Below are 19,314 nucleotides of genomic sequence, written 5' to 3'. Positions count from 1 at the left end.
AATTTAAAAAGCATAAGGTTGAAATTTAAGCTTGATTACTCGGTCTTTAACCTTGTTATCAACACTTTTATTTAATTTGAGGAATTTATATGTCGACAGCTGACTCACTAGCCAACAAAAACTTACAAAGCAACTTGCCATGGTCATTACTGTTTTTACGGGTAGGTGTGTTTATTGTGATGTTTATTTGGACGCTAGACAAATTTGTTAATCCAGCACATAGTATTAAAATTTTTGAACATTTTTATAAGATCAGCGGCTTGAATGACATCATGGCTTATGGTTTAGGTGCACTACAATTAATATTGGTTTTCGCGTTTTTATTTGGCATTAAAAAGCGCCTCAGTTACGGTTTGATTTTTCTGATGCATGCGGGTTCAACATTATCAGCTTACGCGCAGTATATTGATGCTTTTAATAATTTATTATTCTTCGCCGCATGGCCTATGTTAGCTGCTTGTGCCGCGCTATATTTACTTCGAGATGCTGATACTAAGTTTACTTTAGGCAAGTAGTCTATGGTTAATAAGCGCCTAATAAATACTTAATAAATATCGAGTAAAGTGTGCTAAGTAAAGTATGCCTAATAGCGTCTTATCTGCTCACTTTACAGAGTCAAGGTTAAGTTAAAGCTTAAAACCAAAAGCCAAGGCAGAATACCTTGGCTTTTGGCTGATTCTTATTGAAACAGTTAACAGATAAATGGCTTAACTGTCGTTTTTACACCCAGTTTAGTTATTTTTAGACTCGATTTTTTTAGCTTAGATTGCCTTCTATACCAGGTTAACGTGCACAGTGTTAAAATGCGCAGTGTTAAAAGTTTTGGGCCGTTTGTGAGTTTTCTTGCTTAGCGGTATCATTGGCTAACGCGGTGTTTTTTAACTTGATAACCACACGACGATCATAAAAGCTCACCTCTTTATTTGCCGATGCCACCACAGATTGCTGTTCACCAAAAGCAAATAAGCTAATGCGATCAGCCTTTACGCCCTGGTCAATCAGTGCATTTTTAACCGCATGAATACGTGCCAATGAAAGGGCTTGGTTTAGCGCATCACTGCCTTGTTTATCGGTGTAGCCAGAAAGATCTAAGGTTAAATTAGGTGACTGTTGAACAATGCGCGCTAAACTTTCTATCTGCGCTTGATAATGTGACTTAATTTCACTTGAACCGGTAGAGAACTGTAAACTCATTAATAAGTTTTGTGCTTGTAGGTTACTCGCCGCTTGATAGTTTTGCTCTAGCGCTAACAACTCTATTTGATAGCTTTGCTCTGCTTGCTCAATTTGTCGTTGGTAGCGAGCTAACGATACTTCATTATTCTGTTTCTCTGCGCTGTAAGCGATTGACAAGCTTTCAATTTCATCCGTGGCATTGATGTTTTTTGCAATCATATTACCGGCTACCCCAGTGATAAAGGCGCCAATAGGTCCGCCTAAAATAGCACCAATAACCATGCCTGTGCCGAAGCCAATTTCTTCCTTCAATTGTGCTGAACTCTCTTGCTCTATTTTGTCTTGCGCTGTTTTTTCATATGAAGTCGCAAAGACGGGGCTGACCGTTAAGGCCGATATTAAAGCAACATTAATCAATGTGTTGGCTCGAGAATTTTTGCTTACACTTGGGTTATTTGCTGTGGTTACTTGTCTTGTCATCATGGTGTCTCTCATTAATAGTGTCGGTGATAAATAGTCGATGGATACTTGCTAACTAAACACTTAATTAGCTTGCTTGTTTTTGATGGTGTTATTAAAGCGTAGAAAAACGACGACTAAAGGGCGCAAATATGGCAATTCAGTGAGCAAATGTGGCAACATTATGGCAATGTCAACAATTAGCAGCATCGATGGCGTTTATTCGATATTATTAAGCTAGGTTTTTATGCAGATATTTACGCACAACGAGATAAAGGATAAACAACAATCATGTCGAAACGGATTGCTATTGTTGAAGATGATGCCGCCATTAGAGAAAACTATGCTGATGTATTGCGCCTACAAGGTTACCAAGTACAAACCTACGCTAATAAGGCCAGCGCTATGCAAGCGTTTAATCTACGCTTACCTAATTTAGCCATTTTGGATATTGGCCTTGAACATGAATATGATGCTGGCTTTGAGTTATGCCAATGGTTACGGTCAAAGTCGACCACCTTACCGATTGTTTTTTTAACCGCGCGTGATAGTGATGTTGATACCGTATCTGGCTTGCGTATTGGCGCTGATGATTATCTCACCAAAGATATTAGCTTACCGCACTTGTCTGCCCGAATTGCCGCGCTATTTCGTCGCCAAGACGCCTTAGGCAAGCCACAACAAGCAGATTATATGCTCACTATCGGGCCATTAACCGTAGATAGTCAGCGCATGAGCATTCAATGGCAAGAGCACAATGTAGATTTAACCATTACCGAGTTTTGGATGTTATACGCATTAGCTAAGCATCCCGGCCATGTGAAAAACCGTAGCCAGTTAATGCAGGACTCAAACATCTATGTTGATGACTCAACCATTACTTCGCATATCAAGCGCATGCGTAAAAAATTCAGCCATATCGATAGCGACTTTAATTGTATTGAAACGGTTTATGGCATGGGTTATCGCTGGAACCAAAGCGCCAAAGAAAATTCAGGTAACTAAACTAAAATGACAATGAAATGGCGCTTTGGCTTAAGAAGTAAACTGCTCTTATTATCGAGCTTTCTATTTACCATTCCATGGTTTGGTTATCAATATGTTTGGGAAATGGAAAAATACCTCCGCTATGGTCAAGAACAAACCATTATAGGCACAGCCAGAGCACTTGCTACCGCCATGCATGAGCGGGCAAACTTGTTTAATAATCAAGCCAGCTTTTTACCTAGCGTTGAAAAAGGCAAAGACCTATATAGTTACGGTTTATCCGCGCCCATTCAACTCGACGGTTTAAATCAAGACTGGCCCGACTTTGCCAACAAAGCGCATTTTTATCAGCAAAATAACCAACTTTATAGCCAACTAACGCCTGAGCAATTATCAATAAATTTTACCGCGGCAGTTGGCACTTATGGTCAGTATTTGTATTTATACTTTGGGGTGATTGACGACAAGGTTATATATCGTGACAGCAATGCCCGCAGCATTATTAATAATGACCACTTAGAGCTTGCTTTTATTAATCCACAAGGTGTTTTCAGTCGCTTTATTATCAGCAATAAAACCACTGGCTGGATAGATGCTTATCGTATTACCGATATTGAAGCCGATATTCCTGTGCCTGCTAGACAAATTCAAGGACATTGGCGAAATACCGCACAAGGTTATAACGTTGAAGTACGCGTGCCATTAACTGAGTTTAACGACAATATTGCTTTTGCGGTGCACGATGTTGATAGCCCCTTAGGTAGCATTCAAGCGTCGCTGGGCTCAGCAGATCCGAGCTCTGCCGAGACATTAGGCACTATTTTAGTACCCTCACCTGAAATTGAGCGCATTGTTAAAGGCATGAGTTATACCAATTCTAGCATTTGGGTGGTTGACCAACATCATAGGGTATTAGCCACCACAGGTAATATAAAAAAAGCCAGCGGTGTCTGGAATAAGCGCGTTAACATTAACAATGAACGCCTTGATAATACTGATGATAATTTTATATTAACGGCTTGGCATAGCATTGAAAACAATCTACTGAAACCCTTATATGAAAGAATACTGACGCAACCGCCCAGTAATTTTATCGACCAACTTTATGACTCAGAAAACCTGACAGGCAAACATATCGAAAGTGCTTTAACGGGTCAGCCTATGTCGCAGTGGCGTTTAAGTACAGATCAACAAGCGGTGGTATTGTCAGCCGCTTACCCAATATTTATTAATAAACAGGTAAAAGGTGCAGTGATTGTTGAAGAAACCACTAATGGCATTCGCACCTTAAGAAATCAGGCACTTGAAAAGCTTTTTAGTTCTATTCTGGCCATTATGTTATTAGGCGCGTTGGCCTTCTTTTTGTTTGCTTCGCGGATATCAAATCGCATCAGAACCTTAAGTAATCAAGCAGAAATGGCGATTGACGAACATGGTCGTATTAGTGGCAATGTTGATACCTCAAATACCAATGACGAAATTGGTGATTTGTCGCGTAGTTTCTCGACTGCGGTTAATCGCCTAAGTCAATATAATCACTATTTAGAAAATATGTCGTCACGTTTATCACACGAATTGCGCACGCCTATTGCCGTGGTGCGAACCTCGTTAGAAACCTTAGCCATGCAGCAACAAAGTATCAGGGCAACAACACGAGATAATAATGATAAAATGCAAGCACCCGCGCTTGAAAACCCCTATTTAGTGCGCGCTCAACATGGCATTGAGCGCTTAAGCTTAATTTTAACCAATATGAATGAAGCGACCCGAATAGAGCAAATGTTACAAAACACCGACAAAATTGCCTTTGACTTAGCTCAGGTATTTAACGGTTGTATGCAAGGTTATCGCTTGATCTACCCTGATATTGATTTTTCATTTAATGATATAACACCAGGCAAGCATCCGCTTTTAGGTTCACCAGAACATATAGCGCAGTTATTAGATAAAGTGATTGCCAATGCCGTAGAGTTTTCTGACGATAATAAAATTATCGCCAGCGTCGCACGTAATAATCAACAGCTGACGTTAACCATCCGCAATAACGGTGAGCTATTGCCTGAACAAATGAGTGAACAACTGTTTGACTCTATGGTATCGATAAGGAAAAAACACAATAATGAACAGCCTCATTTAGGCTTAGGTTTGTATATTGCGCGCTTGATTTGTCAATTTCATCACGGCACAATAAAAGCCGTAAACCAGCAAAATCAGCTCGGCGTTGAGGTTATTATTACCTTACCATTAACAAAATAATGTTAATGGCTTAAGCTAGGCTGTGTTGGCTATGAAAATTACACTTAACCTTGTATCTTGCATTGCTGCACCTCTAATGATTGCACTTCTAGCATTGCCCTTCCAGCATTGCAGTAAGTTTGGATCATGACAAGCTAGCGCAGTGCAGCATTTGCTATTACCACTATGACAAAATACTATTCAATACCAATGTATTTGTGTACTTGCACCGATAAGCGCCAGTTATTTTTAATACAAGCGGCAATAGCAAGCTCGGTGGCACGTTTTTTTTGGCTAATAGGTTGTAAATAAATCTGCTTTTTTTCTACTTGATGCGTGGCTAATAAGGCTTTTAGGTCATCAATATGTTGCTCAGTGGCCACCGGATGTTTAATTTCATTTGCTCTTTGCATCGCGCTGGCTAAAATTTTGTAACCGCCACGCATATTCACTTTGGGTGACACAGTAACCCAGCATTGCTCAGAGACTCTAATTTCAAAGGTGCCTGAGGTTTCTACCTGACAGCTATAACCTTGTGCTTCAAAATATAAACACAAGGCGGTTAAATCTTCCATGCAAGGTTCGCCACCGGTAATAACAATATGTTTAGCGTTAAAGCCCTGCTTATTAAAGATTTCAGCAATATCATCTAAGGATAAATTTGACCATTGTTCAGTCTCTTCTACCTTACTTAACAGTTGCTTACTGGTGATTTCTAACTCAGGATGAATGTCCCAGGTATGTTTAGTATCACACCAAGAACAACCGACAGGACAACCCTGTAAACGAAGGAAAATTGACGGTTGGCCAGTAAATGAGCCTTCGCCTTGTAGAGTTTCAAACAATTCATTTATTTTATAACGTGTGGTCATTTCTTTAATGCTTAGATAATTTCTAGTAGAATGCGCAAGTTTATTATACCCCAAGAGATCTGTAAATATGAGTAGTAAAGTCGTAGTAATTTTTTCTGGTGGCATGGATTCATTCACTGTACTGCACCGCGCTTTAAAAGACGGCAAAGAAGTCTATGCCTTAACCTTTGATTATGGCCAAAAACACGTGAAAGAAATTGCCTGTGCCAGTAAAGTTTGTCAGCAACTGGGGGTTGCTCATAAGGTTATTGATATTTCATCAATTAATCAGTTATTAGCGGGATCGTCTTTGACCGATGATATCGATATTCCTGAAGGTCATTACGAAGCCGAAAGTATGAAGTCAACGGTTGTACCTAATCGTAATATGATTTTACTGTCGTTAGCTGTGGGTTATGCGGTCTCAGTAGAAGCAGCGCAAGTATATTATGGCGCTCATTCGGGTGATCATGCTATTTATCCTGATTGTCGACCTGAATTTGTCATGAAAATGAATGAGGTTTGTCAAATTGCGAATTATCAAGCGGTTGAAATTTTCAGTCCTTACTTAGCGAACAGTAAATCCGAGATATTAACTGATGGTTTAAAGATGGGTTTGCGTTACGATGACACTTGGACTTGTTATAATGGCCGAGAACAAGCCTGCGGTAAATGCGGCGCATGTCAAGAGCGCCTAGAAGCCTTTGCTGACAATAAGGTGACCGACCCTTTAGCATACGAATAAGCTTATTTATAAAGACCAGTCAAATTAAATGCAAAAAGGGACAATGAAATGTCCCTTTTAAAGCGCTATTTTTTAGTGCTTATTTTGATAAATAATGTCTTTTTAATCATGACTGTTTTATGCTTTAAACCATAATTTTGTCTACTGACATCAAGCTTAGTCGATAAACAAAGTACTATGTAAACGCTCAACCACTTGGTTAGCATCTGCTTCTGGCACAAGAAAACACAGATTATGATTGCTTGCGCCATGACAAATCATGCGAATATTAAAATCATTTATCTTATCAAAAATACTGCTGCCAACCCCTTTAGTGCCATGAATTTTATTACCGATCACCGCAATTAAACTCAAACCATGCTCAACACTGACTTCACAAAGTTGTTCTAACTCTTCTACCACGGCTTGAGTTAACAAGGCTTGTGTTGAGCCATAAGGATTGTCAAAGGTTAGCGCGACACTAATTTCACTGGTGGTAATTAAATCAACACTTAATTGATGTTTGGCTAATACGGTAAAAACTTTCGCTAGGAAGCCACTGGCATGCAGCATTTGTGGACTTTTTACTGTCACTAAGGTTTGTTCGCGTCGCAGCGCAATGGAACGATAGGTAGGATTAGAGTCAACTTGGCGTTGTATTTTGGTGCCACCTGCATTAGGTTCTTTACTTGAACCAACAAAAACAGGAATATCTTGCCGCATAGCTGGAATAAGTGTCGCAGGATGTAGAATTTTCGCGCCAAAGGTTGCCATTTCGGCCGCTTCACCAAAACTAATTTCATTAATCGAACGTGCTTGATCTGTTATCCGTGGGTCGGTGGTAAAAATACCGACCACGTCAGTCCAAATGCTTAAATTACTGGCTTGAACAGCTTCAGCTAACAACGCTGCGCTGTAATCAGAGCCACCGCGACCTAAGGTGGTCGTATTACCCTGCGGGTCACAGCCGATAAAACCTTGTGTAACAATAACTTGCTCATTAAGTAAGGGATAAAGTAGTGCTTTAGTATTAACCGCTAATTCGGTTAAATCAACTTGCGCTTTACCATATAAACTATCAGTTTTCATGACTTGGCGAACATCAAAATAATGACCATTCACATCGACGAGTTGTAACACTTGTGCAAAAATTCGTGAACTGAATTGTTCACCAAAACTCAGGATTTCATCACTGGTTTTTGTGCTGTATTGTTTTGCTTGTTGCTCAGCACAAGTACGTAACGCATTTAATAAGCCTGATATTTCTTGATCAATAGCTTGATGGTTATCAAAATGTTGGGTTATGGCAAATTGAATATCAGCAATATGGGTAATAATTTGTTGTTGTTCGCTTATCGAAACGTCTGCTTGGCTTAAACGTACTAAGTGATTAGTAACACCAGCACTAGCTGATACCACCACTAAACGGTTAGTGCTATTATTTTTAATAATATCCGCGCAGCGTAACATCGCATGAAAATCAGCAACACTGGTGCCGCCAAACTTTGCAACGGTAATATTTTCAGTATTGGTATGATCTATGATTACAGACATGCAGATTCTCCATGAGTTTGAGATTGAATGCTTGAACATTCGAGTCTATCGCGAGATGTATATTTAGATAACAATGTGCCAACACTAGTGCGATTAAGGCTGGTAAGATGGGATATTAACATAAAAATTCTTCCTAAACGCCTGCATTACTAAAGGTACTTCATTAAACATAGCAAATATAACAGGCAAATAACTAACAGGAAGAGCATGACTGAGCGTAGAGCGAATTAGGTTAAAAACCCGTTATTCAGGCGGTACTATTCAGCCAGAAGCTCTCCACCCTATGCTAAAAAAACTGCTGTTTTTCTAGCGGTGACAGCCCTAAGGATTCAGCCCTAGCGACCGAACATGATATGCCCCCATATCAATATTCTCGGCAATTGTCCCCCTCAGTAACAGTCAAAGGAATGGGTCCTCATGTTACCTACCTAGCAATTGCGCCTCTTCTGGTGCGAAAAATTTTTCTATTTCTGTACTACTTAATTAATAACATCATCATACTTGATAGATAAGGGCATTATAAAAGTGGAGTAAAAATTCTAATTTTCAGCGCAGTCATTAGACCCTATCTAAAAGTAAATATCAACAGACTTTTAGACGTCCAAATGAAATAGTTTGTCACAATTAGCCACTGCTTCAAGGTCTTATAATTGTTATGCTTTAGCATCTTGAAAACTTATTACCCTATTTTTATAGCCTATTTTGGACTGAGTAACATGGATCTATTTTTACTAAAAAAAATAATTAGCTTAATGATTATGCCACTGAGCATTATTATCTTACTGTTAATTATCGCTATTATTTTTTATCGTTTAAAACCAAAATTGAGTTTTTGGGCGCTATTTACCGCAACCACTTTATTATTTTTGAGTACCTTTCCACCTTTATCCGATAACATCATGGCGGCATTAGAAGATAATTATCCCGCATTTACCCGCAGCAATAAGCCGGTTGATTATATTATTATTTTGGGTGGTGTTCACACCAGCGTTCAGGGTTTGCCTGCGACCAGTGAGTTAAAGTCTAGTTCATTAGAAAGGTTAGTTGAGGCTGTTCGTATCTACCGCATGCACCCCGAAGCACAAATAATCACCTCAGGTTTTGCCGATGGCGATGTCAGTTCAAACGCAGAAAAAGTTAAGCAAGCAGCGATATTATTAGGTGTGCCAAAAAATAAAATATTGACTGAAAATTTCCCTCAAGATACCGAAGAAGAAGCACAACTTATTGCACCACGCGTGTTAAATAAAAATGTCGTACTCGTCACTAGTGCCAATCATTTACCCAGAGCCATGGCCTATTTCCAAGGCTACGGCGTCAATGCAATACCTGCACCGGCAAGCCCATGGGTTAAAAGCAATGGGCTTACTTCATGGTCTTATTACGTACCTAATGCTAAAACATTACAACAAACCACTACGGTTTGGTACGAAACACTCGGGCGTATTGTGCAATGGTTTAAACGCTAACCGCTAACCAACTCAAAACAGCAGCAATTTACACTGCACGATTTAATGACCAGCAAGCCTTGTGTAGTAACACAGTTACATAAGGCTAGTTCAGCACCAAGTACAATCCTGCATAAACAGCAGTATTGGTCTTGGTACTATATTGGTGCTATATGTTTGCGCTATATTGGTATTAATAATCTGCCGCTTAGGCTGGGTTATCAATATCAATAAACTTAGCCTCTAATGGCAAATGCTGATTAAAATGTTCAGCTAATGCTTTAGCGCCATAACGCTCGGTGGCATGGTGGCCAGCGCAATAAAAATGAATATCCATCTCGCGCGCAACATGAGTGGTTTGCTCAGAGACTTCACCACTGATAAAAGCATCTATGCCGTGTTCAGCCGCTAACTCAATATAGCCTTGCCCACCACCGCTGCACCAAGCAACGGTTTTAATCGCTTTATTTGATGGCGGAGCTATGTGCAAGCAAGTTCGGTTGAGCTTTTCATTAATGCGTTGCTCAAGTGCTTGTGGGCTAAGTTCACTCGTAAAGTCTCCACGTACAGCAACACTCAAGGCGTTACCCTCTTCCAATGGCGCGACATTATTGATTGAAAATAATGTCGCTAATTGTGCGTTATTACCTAAGCTTGGGTGAATATCTAAGGGTAAATGATAGGCAAATAAACTGATGTCATTTGCCAGTAAAGCCTTAATGCGTTTATGTTTCATACCGCGGATGACATAACTTTCATTCTTCCAAAAAAAGCCATGGTGTACGACTAACGCATCGGCTTTTTCAGCAATCGCTTGTTCGATTAACGCTTGTGTAGCGGTAACACCCGTGATGACCTTACTGATCTTGTCTCGCCCCTGAATTTGTAGACCATTTGGACAAAAGTCTTTAATTTGTTCAGGCTTTAATAAGTTGTTTAAATAGCTTTCGAATTCATGAAGTTGCATTAATTAATTCTGACCTTAAATATTGAGTTATTATATTTAGTACTGCTTTACCATTACTGATTGGATTTTTTACTTGTTTTTCTTGATGAATTCATCGTTGGCACCTTGACGGGTTCAAAGTGTGGCCTGAGTTGCCATTTAGGTTTGATCGGCGTTAAAGGTAATACGCGCTTTTTCGCCACAATGACATAAACAGAGCCTAGACTTGGAAAATAACGTGCCGCTATATTATGCCAATAGTGGCAAAAAACCCCCTGACTGGGTTGCCCAGACAATAACGAATGCAAAAACCGTTTATCTAGTTGGATCTCAAATCCCATTAAGTGCAGCCAATCTTTCACTCGCATAGGTGAAAATAATCTTTCATTCCAAGGCGTTTGCTTGCGCCTATAAGGAATAAATTGATTAAGACCCACTAAACTAAAAGGATTAAATCCAGTGATCACTAAATAGCCATTAGGAATTAATACCCGGTTGGCTTCACGCACCACATGATGAGGGTCTAAAGAAAACTCCAAAGCATGCGCTAATACGCAGACATCAACACTGTGCTTTTGTAACGGTAAATCATCAATATCAGCAATAACATCACCATTTCCCAGCGGGTTTGTTAAGGTTAATTGATGCTTAATCGGGCTATCTACACTCGATATTTCACCACTTAAAGCGCCAATTTTTAGCATATGATAGCCAAAAAACTTCGGCCACCAAGGGGCTAGCGCTTGATTAATATTGGTAACTATCAAGTCACCATTAGGTAAGTTTTGCCAAGATTTTGGATAATCAGGGTGCCTAAACGCGAGTGCTGGCTTCATTATATTAAACTGTCGAAAAAGTAAGTATAATCATATCTTCAGTATACTCAGGAGCCACACATGCAGCAAACCCAAAGCAGCACTAATATGAAAGTTTCCATGATAAAGGCCTTTTCAGATAATTATATCTGGGCTATTTCGTCGAACTTAAGTCACAACATGGCCTTAGTTGACCCAGGTGACGCTAATGTTTGTATCGAATTTATTGAACAACAAAAATTGCAACTGTCGAGTATATTGATCACTCACCATCACGCTGATCATGTGGGTGGTATTAAAAAACTCGTTGATTATTGTAAAAGCAAGCAATGGCCATTAACCATTTACGGCCCTGAAAGTGAAAACATTCCACATTGTGATGTCGCACTGAGCGAAAGCGCTAAGGTGGAGCTAACTGATTTAGACCTTGAATTTGATATCATAGATCTTCCAGGTCATACCCGTGGCCATATAGCTTATTTATCACAAGACAATTTATTTTGTGGTGATACTTTGTTTTCAGGTGGCTGTGGTCGCCTTTTCGAAGGCACGCCGAGCCAAATGCTTGGCTCATTAGAAAAGCTAAGCGCTTTACCTGAGCACACTCAGGTCTATTGTGCTCATGAATATACTCAAGCTAACCTTAATTTTGCCCTAAGTGTTGAACCCGATAATACCGAGTTGGTAGATTATTATAATCAAGTACTACAAAAGCGCGAACAAGACATTGCCACTATCCCGACATCAATCATGCTTGAAAAGAAAATCAATCCGTTTCTACGCTGTAACGAGTCTAGCTTGATGACAAGCGCGGCTGAGTTCAGTGGTGACAAGGTTAATGATAAATTACAAACCTTTACCATTATCCGTGCATGGAAAGACAATTTTTAAGGCGTTTTTATTGCGCAAATCTTGAATAACCACCCTAAATAAGTGACACTGGCGGCTAGTAAATTTAAATAGACCTTGCATGAAGAATATAACTCTATCTATCGCAACCGTACTGCTATTGTCCGGTTGCCAATCAATTTCAAACCAAAATCAATCAAATAACCTTGAAACTAATACTGATATTCAAGTACTTATCGATGTGGCCTCATCGGCAGAGATCAATCAAGCGCTGCTGGTTGATGAAGCTATTGACGTTATTCATCCCATTGCCGATGGTGATATAGATCTGGGCAATGACATAAAAGAAAGCTATTTGTCAAATGATGTTTGGCAACGAATTCGCAGCAAACTTGAATTTTCGATACCCGAGGATCCTCGTGTTGTTAGCCAACGAAATTGGTTTATTAAGCACCCTGAATACCTAAACCGCGTAGCTAAGCGCGCCGAGCCATTTTTGCATTACATCGTTGAAGCATTAGAAGCGAACGATATACCCATTGAAATTGCCTTATTACCCATAGTTGAAAGCGCTTTTGACCCTTTTGCTTACTCACATGGTCGTGCATCAGGTATGTGGCAATTTATTCCCGGCACAGGTAAACGCTTTGGCATGAAACAAAATTGGTGGTTTGACGGACGACGTGACATAGTTGCCTCAACTCAAGGTGCTATTAATTATTTAACATACTTAAACAAGTTTTTTGATGGTGATTGGATGCTAGCGCTCGCCGCTTACAACTCAGGTGAGGGACGAGTAAGACGTGCCGTTAGAAAAAATAAAAAGAAAAACCTACCTACAGATTTTTGGTCTTTAGATTTACCAAAAGAAACTCGTGCTTATGTACCTAAATTATTAGCGTTAGCTGACATTGTAAAACGTAGCGAAGAATTTAAAATTAAACTGCACGTAATTGATAATAGCTCGGTGATCAGTCAAGTCGATATTGGTTCACAGCTTGATTTAGCCAAAGCAGCGCAATTAGCTGACTTGACCTTAACAGAATTGCAGCGACTCAATCCAGGTTTTAATCGTTGGGCAACCGACCCTGACGGCCCACATTATTTATTGTTGCCCAACCACAAAATAGAAAACTTTAAGCAAGGCCTTGCCAAATTGAGCGCAAAAGAACGTCTAGCTTGGCAACGCTATAAAATTAAAAACGGTGACAACCTAGGTGAAATAGCACAAAAATTTAATACTGAAATAGCGTTAATAAGACAAGTTAATAACATTAAAGGCAATCAGATCAGAGCGGGGAAATTTTTATTAATTCCTGTTGCTACCGCCTCATTAGACAGTTATTTACTCTCACAAAATCAACGTTTAGTAAAAACACAAGATAAAGTACTGGCCGGTGAAAAGCGCATTCATATAGTGAAATCTGGTGATACCATGTGGGATATCAGCCGCGCCTATCGTGTTTCAACTCGCAGTCTCGCAAAATGGAATGCTATGGCGCCAAGAGACACCATTAAACCTGGACAAAAACTCGTTATTTGGCAAAAAACAGCGGTTAAAACACTGGCTTTAGATGCTATGACACCAAACGAACAAGCGATAATGCGTAACATTCATTATCGTGTGCGCAAAGGTGACTCTTTTGCCCGTATCGCCGACAAGTTTAACGTGAAGATACAAGATATTGAACGTTGGAATAGCCTTAAGCGTAATAAATATTTACAACCAGGACAAATGTTAAAGCTGTCGGTAGATGTGACTAATAATATTTAACAGATTAATTATTGGTCATATTATCAATGATAAATTTAGTCGTAAGCTGATAGTTGCTAAGGGAAAAATTAAAAAACGCTAACTGAGTTAGCGTTTTTTTTGTGTTGGAAGAAAGCATCAGACGTTGATCATATTAACGCCTTTATAATATTAACGTTTTTTAACTAAGCGATTATAAACCAGCAACACCTTGAGTAATAATGTTTTTCGTTTGCTTAACAATATCCATCAATGCTTGTTGATTAAAGGCTTTAATTTTCGGGGTATGGATGTGACCAACCGGTAAATTTGAATAATATTGGTCACGTAATAAGATACTACGATAAGATATTTCATTAGAAAGGTAACCACCACCTGAGCCGCTAACCGAAGTTTGCTTAACAATATCTGCCAGTGATTGGCCCTTAAATGTACCACCTAATAAAGTCGATATGGTGCGATTGTCGTTAACTTGATATTTACCTGAACCCTTTAACATTGCCAATATAGGTAAGCTAAATTCGACAAATTCAGGCCCTTGTAAAGCGGCTGTTTTAAGCTTGGGTATTAAAGGCTTATTTTTTGTCGCACCGGTGAGTATATTAAGGTTATCAGGCGCGTTAGCGCTGCGTCTTAACGCCGGGTAACGCTCTAAATCAAAGTTTTCTCTGCCCATGCTTACCGTTAAGACCATATCAACCGATTTACCTTGAATATAAGGCGCTAGTAATTCTTCTATCATGCCTTGGTCAAAATCTGCAAAACGTACTGGTACAATTAACACTTCAATTTCCGCACTTTGCCCATCAATACTGACCACTAAATCATCCAAAGACAGTGCAACAACGCCTGATGGATTACTTTGGTCGATATGTCTATCTAAAAAAAAGGGATCAAAACCTGTCAGTAGAATTTTTTTATCTGCTTTTTTATCAAATTTCACATCCAGTTGACCCCGAGATAATAACTCTAGTGTCCATAGCAGATTACGTTGTTGATTAGGAAACAATGTCGCAAATGCTTTGGTAGAGCGTAACGCTTTGCTCATTTGTAAGCGCGCCCAATATAACGGCCGATCATCATAGTCGTTCAATTGGTTAAATGACTTTTTCGCCTCTAACCATAGCCCTGTACCGTGTCGAATAGTTAATTGTTTTAGCACAGTATAGCTAGTTGCTCGGTTTAGTTGACTCGCAAATTTCTCAGCTCGTGCGCTTAATCTTGCTGAAACATCTGGCATTGCTTTAAATGCGTTATCAAGACGTAATTCTTCAACCGTTAAAGCAAGGTAGTTAATTTCTTGACTACTAATAGATAAACTTAGGCCAAGCGAGATGGCGACAACAAAGATCTTTAGGGTTATTTTATTTACAGTTTTTAACATTTTTGCTCTTACTTATGATTGAAATTAAAATCAAACGGCGAATTTTTCTATACTTATCATTGATATATTAATGTATCTACTTTTCTAACACGAGCGATTAATGTTACACCAAAATCTGCTTTTACACCTTATTGTGTCATTAGAGTAAAAATACTATTGATTTTTTATCAAATACTGTAAGGTGTCACACAACAGCAACATTGCTGAGCGATAAGTTTCTGTAAACACTATCATGTTTATCTAGAGATAATATCGCATAATACGCTTGAGTAAACTTTAGAGCGCATTCACCACACAATTTGTCATTAATAAATATAAAGGGGTAGCACTTCAATGTGTTCGATATTTTGTATATTAGATATTAAAACGGGTGCAGACGCACTTCGTCCAAAAGCTTTAGAATATTCTCGCTTACTTCGTCATCGTGGTCCAGATTGGTCTGGTATCTACAACAATGACCACGCAATTTTAGTGCATGAACGCCTGTCAATTGTTGACACTGAACATGGTGCTCAACCATTATATAACAGTGATAAATCAAAAGTTTTAGCTGTCAATGGTGAGATTTATAATCATAAAGCATTAGCTAACCAACATACGCCTGACTATGATTTTCAAACCGCTTCGGATTGTGAAATTATCATTCCAATGTTTGAAAAATTTGGCACTGACTTTGTCGATAAGCTCCAAGGTATGTTTGCCTTTTGTCTATATAACGAGCAAGACAATAGCTATCTAATTGCCCGTGATCACATGGGTATTATTCCACTTTATACCGGTTATGACGCTGAAGGTAACTTCTATGTTGCCTCAGAAATGAAAGCGTTAATGCCCATTTGTAAAACGGTAGCAGAGTTTCCTCCCGGCCATATTTTAGATAGCAGAGTGGGTAAAGTTGAAAAATATTACCAACGCAACTGGCAAAAATATTCAGCGATAAAAGATAACAACACCAGTAAAGAAAAAATACGCGAAGCATTAGAAGAATCAGTTAAAAGCCATTTGATGACTGACGTACCTTACGGCGTATTACTTTCTGGCGGTTTAGACTCATCATTAATTTCTGCCATTACGCAAAAATTTGCCGCTAGACGTATCGAAGAAAATGATTTGTCTGAAGCATGGTGGCCTAAAGTGCACTCTTTTGCCTGCGGCTTAGCTGGCTCGCCAGATTTAATTGCCGCTAAAACCGTTGCTGAGAGCATAGGTACAATACACCATAGTATTATATTTACCGAACAAGAAGGTATCGACGCACTTAAAGAAGTGATCTATCACTTAGAAACTTATGATGTAACCACGATTCGTGCTTCTACACCTATGTATTTAATGGCGAGAAAAATAAAAGCCATGGGCATTAAAATGGTACTTTCTGGTGAAGGTGCTGATGAAATATTTGGTGGTTATTTATATTTCCACAAAGCGCCAAATGCGGAAGAGTTTCATAACGAATTGTTGCGCAAGCTTGATAAATTACACATGTTTGATTGTCTACGTGCTAATAAGTCTATGTCAGCGTGGGGCATTGAAGCACGCGTACCCTTCTTAGATAAAAACTTTATGGATGTTGCCATGCGCATTAATCCAGAAGATAAAATGTGCGGTAATGGCAAGATGGAAAAAGCTATTTTACGCTCATCTTTTGAAGGTTACTTGCCAAAAGAGATCTTATGGCGTCAAAAAGAGCAATTTTCTGATGGTGTGGGTTATTCTTGGATTGATGGTCTAAAGCAACATGTTGAAGCACAAGTTAGCGACCAGCAACTAGCGAGCGCAGAATTTAAGTTCCCCGTGAATACACCCGATACTAAAGAAGCTTATTTTTATCGTGGTATTTTCGAAGAAAACTTTCCACTAGCATCAGCAGCAGATTGTGTACCTGGCGGAAAATCAGTCGCTTGTAGTACACCAGAAGCGTTAGCTTGGGACGAAAGTTTCGCTAACATGGCCGATCCTTCAGGACGTGCTGTGCAAAGTGTGCATAATGATAGTTATTAGTCTTAGCTAACTAAAAATTTTTTAAGCCTAAAATTAAAAACCGACTATTAAAGTCGGTTTTTTTGTACAATATTTGCTAAATATTATACAGTTACTCTCAACTTATACTCTAAACTTAGTATATGGCCAAATAAATTAATTCATTAATCCAATGGGTATTACAGCCATTGTTAGTAGGAAGCTATCTTGTCAAACCGTGTAGAACCTGAAATCCCAACGATTAGTATCGATCAAGATCAAGTTAAGATGGCTCGTGAACCTGTAGCTAAAACACACAAGTCAGAGCAAGTGAACTCTGCAACTAATACATCCAAAGCATTAACTGCAGCGCAAACATTATTAATATTAATACCTTATTTTGCTCTAGCGGGTACTGGCTGGTATTTTTATCAACAGCAAGTGAGTGTAAACAATACGTTAGCGTCGAGCTCTGCGCGAATTCAACAGCTAGAGAATCAACTCTCAGCTACCGGTGAAGAAATGGGTGAGTCAACCATTGCTTTAAAGGTTAAGTTAGAAGCGATTAGTGAAAAAACAGAGTTATTATTATCTGAAATGGATAAACTCTGGGCTTCAGCTTGGCGGAGAAATCAAGAAGAAATTAAAGCCTTAAATTCAAAAAGTATCAACATGGCTCAACAGCAAGATAAATACATCCGTTCAGTTAGCCAGCAAAATAACGCACTTAATGATTTAAAAGATAAAATTACCACCACCGAGTTTTCAATTAATGCTGTTTCTGAACAAATGGTTACTGCCAGCAGCTTAAAAGAGCAATTTAAAAAATTATCCACACAGCTCAATACCTTAGATGCCAATGCAAAAAGTCGTGATAAGCAGCAAATGTTTACCGCGACTAGTATCAATCAGTTTGATACTAGTCTGCAATTACTCGTAGAGCGAATGGAACGTTTAGAGGCTATATTAGCGAGCAAGTCTGCCCCCGCAATTTAACTCACCCTATATAAGTGGGCATTAAATCACAAAAAAGGTTATCAACTGAAATCAGTTGATAACCTTTTTATATTTTTTGCTGTTGCAATAAACTTGATCGCGTAAGGCTGAGCAACTTTACTTAAGGGTTTGCACGATTTCTTTTATTAATTCTGGCCCTTGATAAATAAAGCCAGTATACACTTGGACTAACTTTGCCCCTGCCGAAAATTTTTCTTGAGCGTCTGCACCCGACGCTATACCGCCGACACCAATAATAGGCAGCTTGTTATCAAGTGCTTTTGCTAGTAATTGAATGACTTCAGTACTTTTTTCTTTTACCGGTGCGCCACTTAATCCGCCCTGTTCATTACCAAAGGGTAAATGTGACACTTTATCACGTGCTAAGGTGGTATTTGTGGCAATTACGCCATCAATATTGTTGGCAATTAAGCACTCGGCAATAGACTTTATTTCCTCGGCATTTAAATCTGGCGCTATTTTTACCGCAACAGGCACGTACTTACCATATTGCTCTGCTAACGCAGTTTGTTCAGTTTTTAATGCCGATAATAGTTCATTAAGTGCATCGCCATATTGTAGCGAGCGTAAACCTGGGGTATTGGGTGATGATATATTAACCGCAATGTAAGTAGCATAGTCATAAACTTTACGCATACAGTGAATATAATCATCTTTAGCATTTTCATCTGGCGTATCTTTATTTTTACCAATATTAATACCCAAAACACCGCGGTACTTAGCTTTGATTACTTGGTCAACGAGATAATCAACACCTTTATTATTAAAACCCATGCGGTTAATAATAGCGTTTGCTTCTGGTAATCTGAAAATTCGTGGCTTGTCATTACCGGGTTGAGGTCGTGGCGTTACTGTCCCCACTTCAACAAAGCCAAAACCTAAAGCTTCAAAGGCTTTAATGCATTCACCATTTTTATCTAATCCTGCAGCTAAACCGACTGGATTAGGAAACTTAATGCCCATAACCTCCACCGGTTTATTGGCTATGGTTTGCTTATAAAGTAAATTAAGCGGTGAAGCCCCTGTTGCTTTAAAGCCTTTAATCGTTAATTCGTGAATTGCTTCTGCATCGAATTTAAAAAACACTTTACGAATAGCTGAGTAAAACATAATACCTCTTTAATGATATATAATACTAAATTGCCATGCGAGAAACTAAC

Annotated in this window: 16 protein-coding genes and 1 riboswitch; of the genes, 9 read left to right on the top strand and 7 right to left on the bottom strand. The window is 39.1% G+C overall.

All coding sequences use genetic code 11. From position 1 onward, the window contains the following. Positions 1-89: 89 nt before the first annotated feature. Complete coding sequence (locus H4J54_RS16540; RefSeq protein WP_182192097.1) at positions 90-515, top strand: hypothetical protein; 426 nt, start codon at positions 90-92, stop codon at positions 513-515. Between the two features lie 298 nt (positions 516-813). On the opposite strand, the gene pdsO is transcribed toward H4J54_RS16540, so the two are convergent. Further along, positions 814-1,659: a sortase-associated OmpA-like protein PdsO gene (gene pdsO, locus H4J54_RS16535; protein WP_182192096.1), complete on the bottom strand. Its 846-nt coding sequence runs from the start codon at positions 1,657-1,659 to the stop codon at positions 814-816. 267 nt (positions 1,660-1,926) lie between these two features. On the opposite strand from pdsO, the gene pdsR reads away from it, so the two are divergent. Then, entirely contained in the window at positions 1,927-2,640 is a 714-nt protein-coding gene (gene pdsR / locus H4J54_RS16530) for a proteobacterial dedicated sortase system response regulator (protein WP_182192095.1), read from the top strand. Between the two features lie 6 nt (positions 2,641-2,646). Further along, a complete protein-coding gene (gene pdsS, locus H4J54_RS16525; protein ID WP_259367002.1) occupies positions 2,647-4,878 on the top strand; it encodes a proteobacterial dedicated sortase system histidine kinase in 2,232 nt (743 codons plus the stop codon). A gap of 176 nt (positions 4,879-5,054) precedes the next feature. Here the strand turns inward: pdsS and queE are convergent, their stop codons facing one another. Further along, the gene (queE, locus tag H4J54_RS16520; protein WP_182192094.1) at positions 5,055-5,729 is read right to left on the bottom strand and encodes a 7-carboxy-7-deazaguanine synthase QueE; all 675 of its coding nucleotides are present in this window, start codon (positions 5,727-5,729) and stop codon (positions 5,055-5,057) included. A 67-nt stretch (positions 5,730-5,796) separates the two neighbouring features. On the opposite strand from queE, the gene queC reads away from it, so the two are divergent. After that, positions 5,797-6,453 carry a 7-cyano-7-deazaguanine synthase QueC gene (queC, locus tag H4J54_RS16515; RefSeq protein WP_182192093.1) on the top strand — a complete coding sequence of 219 codons (657 nt, stop codon included), beginning with the start codon at positions 5,797-5,799 and terminating at the stop codon, positions 6,451-6,453. A 156-nt stretch (positions 6,454-6,609) separates the two neighbouring features. On the opposite strand, the gene lysC is transcribed toward queC, so the two are convergent. Then, positions 6,610-7,986: a lysine-sensitive aspartokinase 3 gene (lysC, locus tag H4J54_RS16510; protein WP_182192092.1), complete on the bottom strand. Its 1,377-nt coding sequence runs from the start codon at positions 7,984-7,986 to the stop codon at positions 6,610-6,612. A gap of 261 nt (positions 7,987-8,247) precedes the next feature. After that, positions 8,248-8,440: riboswitch (Lysine riboswitch) on the bottom strand. A gap of 262 nt (positions 8,441-8,702) precedes the next feature. Here lysC and H4J54_RS16505 point away from each other — a divergent pair. Next, a complete protein-coding gene (locus tag H4J54_RS16505) occupies positions 8,703-9,455 on the top strand; it encodes an ElyC/SanA/YdcF family protein (protein WP_182192091.1) in 753 nt (250 codons plus the stop codon). A gap of 187 nt (positions 9,456-9,642) precedes the next feature. Here the strand turns inward: H4J54_RS16505 and H4J54_RS16500 are convergent, their stop codons facing one another. Beyond that, positions 9,643-10,401: a Nif3-like dinuclear metal center hexameric protein gene (locus H4J54_RS16500; protein WP_182192090.1), complete on the bottom strand. Its 759-nt coding sequence runs from the start codon at positions 10,399-10,401 to the stop codon at positions 9,643-9,645. Between the two features lie 53 nt (positions 10,402-10,454). Then, positions 10,455-11,216, bottom strand: coding sequence for a class I SAM-dependent methyltransferase (locus tag H4J54_RS16495; protein WP_182192089.1), 762 nt, complete (start codon positions 11,214-11,216; stop codon positions 10,455-10,457). A gap of 60 nt (positions 11,217-11,276) precedes the next feature. Between H4J54_RS16495 and gloB the strand changes: the two genes are divergently transcribed. Next, entirely contained in the window at positions 11,277-12,086 is an 810-nt protein-coding gene (gene gloB / locus H4J54_RS16490; protein ID WP_259367001.1) for a hydroxyacylglutathione hydrolase, read from the top strand. 79 nt (positions 12,087-12,165) lie between these two features. Next, positions 12,166-13,818, top strand: a complete 1,653-nt coding sequence (locus tag H4J54_RS16485; protein WP_182192088.1) for a LysM peptidoglycan-binding domain-containing protein — start codon at positions 12,166-12,168, stop codon at positions 13,816-13,818. Positions 13,819-13,990: 172 nt separating this feature from the next. Here H4J54_RS16485 and H4J54_RS16480 read toward each other — a convergent pair whose 3' ends face one another. Continuing rightward, positions 13,991-15,181 carry a hypothetical protein gene (locus tag H4J54_RS16480; protein ID WP_182192087.1) on the bottom strand — a complete coding sequence of 397 codons (1,191 nt, stop codon included), beginning with the start codon at positions 15,179-15,181 and terminating at the stop codon, positions 13,991-13,993. A gap of 333 nt (positions 15,182-15,514) precedes the next feature. Here H4J54_RS16480 and asnB point away from each other — a divergent pair, with 333 nt between their 5' ends. Together asnB and H4J54_RS16470 are read left to right on the top strand one after the other, a co-directional pair. Beyond that, positions 15,515-17,179, top strand: a complete 1,665-nt coding sequence (asnB, locus tag H4J54_RS16475; RefSeq protein ID WP_182192086.1) for an asparagine synthase B — start codon at positions 15,515-15,517, stop codon at positions 17,177-17,179. A 186-nt stretch (positions 17,180-17,365) separates the two neighbouring features. Next, positions 17,366-18,133, top strand: a complete 768-nt coding sequence (locus H4J54_RS16470; protein ID WP_182192085.1) for a hypothetical protein — start codon at positions 17,366-17,368, stop codon at positions 18,131-18,133. A gap of 117 nt (positions 18,134-18,250) precedes the next feature. Here the strand turns inward: H4J54_RS16470 and pyrD are convergent, their stop codons facing one another. Beyond that, complete coding sequence (gene pyrD, locus H4J54_RS16465; RefSeq protein ID WP_182192084.1) at positions 18,251-19,264, bottom strand: quinone-dependent dihydroorotate dehydrogenase; 1,014 nt, start codon at positions 19,262-19,264, stop codon at positions 18,251-18,253. Between the last annotated feature and the right edge of the window lie 50 nt (positions 19,265-19,314).

The organism is Colwellia sp. MB3u-8, from assembly GCF_014076985.1.
In the GTDB taxonomy this organism is placed as follows: Bacteria; Pseudomonadota; Gammaproteobacteria; order Enterobacterales; family Alteromonadaceae; genus Cognaticolwellia.
The sequence above is the reverse complement of the archived record's forward strand: the minus strand, read 5'-3'. Positions and strand labels throughout refer to the sequence as shown.